The following is a 3267-nucleotide window of genomic DNA, read 5'->3' as shown; positions in this document are numbered from 1 at the left end:
TGATAGAAAGTATTGAAGGCCTACTGCTGGGCGATAAAGGTTATATACGACCACAATTTAAAGAGGACTGTCAGGCTCTCGGAGTAGACCTGCAAACACCTTTAAGAAAGAATATGAAAGATAAACGACCTAAATTGTTTGTTAGACTAATCATGCGGATTAGACGACGAATCGAAACAGTTATTGGGCAGCTGGCCGAACGATTTGACATTGAAAAATGCCGGTGTAGGGATATGTGGCATATGACTTCTAGAATCACCCGAAAGCTATTGGCACACAATGTTGGCTCTTTCTTAAACATAGAAGCTGGCCGACCAGTAATTCAGTTTAAAAACCTGATTCCAACTGAGTAAACGGCCAAAAAATAATACAGAGTGAGTAAATGTCTTTTAGTTGCTAATTTTTATTGGACTTACCATCATTCAACTAAAAAAGAACACGACACATCTAACGCAGGCATCGCGTTAGATAACGTTATCGGAAAAATTAACAACTGAGTTTGTTATCTTATATCCCATTAAAATCAGGGTCAAAATCGGGGTCAAAAAAATCGAGTCAGGTATTCCATTGTGCATAAAGTCCATAAGTCCTCAGAATTTTCATATTAACCGTGTTAACAAACATTCAAACTAAACTAATAGCCAACAAACGCAAAGGCCTTTTATTCCAAACAGCCTTGGCCTTCACTATAAGAGCCTTCGGTGCCGCAAGCGGCTTCTTACTAAACCTGATCATCGCCAGAACTCTGCCGCCACAACAGGCAGGCTACTACTTCCTGGCATTTACCGTGATACAGGTTTTAGCAGCCACCGGTCAACTCGGTTTGCCAAACAGCCTGCTCCGCTTCATCGGCAGTAGCAAAGCTGAAAAAAACTGGAACGAGGCCAGCGCCGCTCATAAAACTGGCACCCTCTGGGCATTCCTCTTTGCCACCAGCCTGGGAGTATTACTCTATTTGGCCAGCCCCTGGTTGGCAGAACATATCCTGGAGAAACCGGGTGCAACCACAGCCCTACAAGCCATGGCACCGTCAGTAGTGTTTTTCGCCCTGCTAACCCTGAATGCACATGCCCTACAAGCCATAGGCGCTGTCATAAAATCAGTAAGCACCCATAATATTCTGGTGTAACTGTTGCTGGCTACAGCCCTGCTTTTAGGCTTGACCACCACAGCCCAGACAACAGCCGCCTTTTACTCCCTGGCCTGCCTGATCACCATGCTCATCTCCCTGACCTGGTGGCTGCGCAAACCAGGAATCCACTGGGGCGGTGTTGAGCAATTCCCATCAGCCACCCTCTGGCAAAGTTGCCTCCCCCTCTGGTGGGTAGCAGTGATGGGCTTGGGCGTACAATGGGCAGGCCAACTGGTTCCCGCAGCCTATGTCCCACCAGAAGATCTGGCCATCCTTGCCGTAGCCCAACGAACCGCCATGCTCACAAGTTTTGTGCTGATGGCGGTCAACCTGGTAGTCGCCCCAAAATTCGCAGCCCTCTATAAACAAGGCAAAAACGAACAACTGGAAAACATCGCCCTCAAAGCCACCAAACTGATGGTATTCTTCGCCCTGCCCATTGTGGGCTTTATAAAGATCTTCCCCGAAAGGCTGATGTGGCTGTTTGGCGAGCAATATAAAAGCGGTGCCAACCTACTGCGCATTCTTGCCCTTGGCCAGTTTGTCAATGTGATGACCGGCTCCGTAGGCTACCTGCTCTCCATGAGCGGCCATGAAAGAGCACTGCGTAATGTAGTCTTTGTCAGCGGACCGATGGCCATCATTCTTGCACTGGTGTTAACGCCTCTATATGGCGTGACCGGTGCGGCGGTGGCAACGGCGATTTCGTTGGCCAGCCAGAATCTTTTAGCGGTTGGAATGGTTAAGCGGCGGCTTGGGTTTAATACGCTTGCGGTTTGGCGACGAACGGGATGAGCTGTAAGTTATTAGCTGTAAGCTGTAAGTAAAGAACGTTTAACTTAGGGCTTACAGCTTAAAACTTACCGCTTAAAACTTACAACTTTCAGCTCTTCCACAGCTATAATCGTCTGTAAATTGTTATGAATGAGGGAGTAAGAGATGAGCAGGAAAGCGTTTGAAGAGCTATTGAAGAGTCATAATGGTCCAGATGATCAGGGTCACGAGTGTATAGACTGGGGTAAGCAACGTGATGAGTGGTTAGGCTTTATTGCTCAGTTTTATGAAACCCTTGAGCAGTGGTTCAAACCCTACAAAGATGACCACTCTCTTGATTATCAATATAAAGAGCTTGAACTGACCGAAGACAATATCGGTTCCTATCAGACCAAACAAATGCTGGTTCAGTTTGCTCAGCAGAACCTTAAGATAACACCCGTTGGCACTCTACTCATCGGCACTAAAGGACGTATTGATATGGAAGGTGGCCGTGGGCGTATACAGTTTATCCTCGCCGATAAAAACAGCCATGGCCCTGGTCTTATGGCTTCATACTCTGGTCCATCAAGTGAGGAGACCAAAAAAACCGAAAAAGAATGGGGCTGGAAGATTGTACTCAAGGTTTCAAATAGAATTTCGTTTGCTGAATTTAATGAAGACAATTTTTTTGATGCCTTGATGGAAGTAGTAAATGCCTGAGTCTCGTTATAACAAGGCTAAAGGTAAGGTGTCTTTCTCTTTTTCTCATTCCACCATTGATGAGATCGGTAAGTATTATGAAGATTGTGAATCAGGGCTTGAAGCATTTTACCTGAAGTTATGCCCGGAAGATCGTTTTATTGGTTACTCAAAAAGCGAACTGGAGAAAGAACTAAAAGAAAAAAAAGCCATCCTTGATCGTACTTGCTCCCTTGAGTTATTGGCAGCTTTGGAAGCCCGGTTCAGAATCGATTATCTGATTCGTTGCCAGAACAAGCATAAGGACTTGCTTTCCCAAAAATTTCGAAAAATTCATCAGCAGAAAGCCAACAGGGCCTCTTTAACAGATGATATTTTGACGGCGTGGAGATCATTATTCCCGGAGCATAAGACCCGTTTAGATAATTTCCAGAAAGCTATCGATTATCGGAATTGGCTTGCCCACGGTCGATATTGGTTGCCAAAGCGTACACCTCATATAAATGGTGCAGACTACCTTACCATTTATCTTCTAACCGATGATATTTTGACAAACATTATTTTGATGGAAGCCTGAAGTTGTAAAGTTAAGAGCTGTAAGTTAAAGCTTTTTACTTACAGCTCTAGTTTAGAGTGAACCGACTTAGATAATCGTTGAAATAAGGCGCAAAATGGCGATT

At 45.1% G+C, this 3267-nt stretch carries 5 protein-coding genes; all 5 read left to right on the top strand.

Going from position 1 to position 3267, the window contains the following annotated elements; translation table 11 throughout:
• A partial coding sequence (locus KDK15_RS20020) for a transposase (protein WP_257297165.1) occupies positions 1-353 on the top strand: 353 nt, incomplete at its 5' end.
• Positions 354-676: 323 nt separating this feature from the next.
• The gene (locus tag KDK15_RS20015; protein ID WP_257297164.1) at positions 677-1129 is read left to right on the top strand and encodes an oligosaccharide flippase family protein; all 453 of its coding nucleotides are present in this window, start codon (positions 677-679) and stop codon (positions 1127-1129) included.
• Positions 1130-1132: 3 nt separating this feature from the next.
• Positions 1133-1927, top strand: coding sequence for a polysaccharide biosynthesis C-terminal domain-containing protein (locus KDK15_RS20010; RefSeq protein WP_257297163.1), 795 nt, complete (start codon positions 1133-1135; stop codon positions 1925-1927).
• Between the two features lie 144 nt (positions 1928-2071).
• Positions 2072-2608: a hypothetical protein gene (locus tag KDK15_RS20005; protein ID WP_257297162.1), complete on the top strand. Its 537-nt coding sequence runs from the start codon at positions 2072-2074 to the stop codon at positions 2606-2608.
• A complete protein-coding gene (locus tag KDK15_RS20000; protein WP_257297161.1) occupies positions 2601-3164 on the top strand; it encodes a hypothetical protein in 564 nt (187 codons plus the stop codon). The genes KDK15_RS20005 and KDK15_RS20000 overlap by 8 nt, the downstream gene beginning before the upstream one ends.
• Positions 3165-3267: the final 103 nt, after the last annotated feature.

Source organism: Endozoicomonas sp. YOMI1 (assembly GCF_024606345.1).
GTDB lineage: Bacteria > Pseudomonadota > Gammaproteobacteria > Pseudomonadales > Endozoicomonadaceae > Endozoicomonas.
The sequence above is the reverse complement of the archived record's forward strand: the minus strand, read 5'-3'. Positions and strand labels throughout refer to the sequence as shown.